This window comes from Enterobacter cloacae complex sp. I1M, from assembly GCF_014982425.1.
GTDB classification, from domain to species: Bacteria; Pseudomonadota; Gammaproteobacteria; order Enterobacterales; family Enterobacteriaceae; genus Enterobacter; species Enterobacter intestinihominis.
On record NZ_JADCLG010000055.1, the window covers coordinates 1 to 320 of the forward strand.

Here is a 320-nt window from a genome sequence, read left to right on the forward strand (position 1 = left end):
TCGGTGCGGTGAATGGTTTCCCCCTCGCCGCTCGCGTAGCGGTTCTCCTCGAAGTGATACCCGGCCGCCGTCACCAGATACTCACCGTTATCGCTGAAGAATGGCGCGTTGGTCAGGGTAAAGATGTGGCCCGGCGCAATGCCCGCCGCCGTGGCCGTCGCCTGAATCTGCTGATGCTCCACCTGCCAGCGCTCCTGACGAATGCGGGCGTAGAACTCCGCATGGCCTGTCTCCACAAAGCGGCCCGGCCAGTCGTACACGTCGATGCTGCCCGGTTTCGGTGACGCCGGGTTCTGCTGCGCCTGGAACAGCCACGCGTT

1 protein-coding gene is annotated in these 320 nt (G+C 64.4%); it reads right to left on the reverse strand.

Annotated features, from left to right (window positions below):
* A partial coding sequence (locus INF86_RS22045; RefSeq protein ID WP_255510270.1) for a contractile injection system protein, VgrG/Pvc8 family occupies positions 1 to 320 on the reverse strand: 320 nt, incomplete at both ends.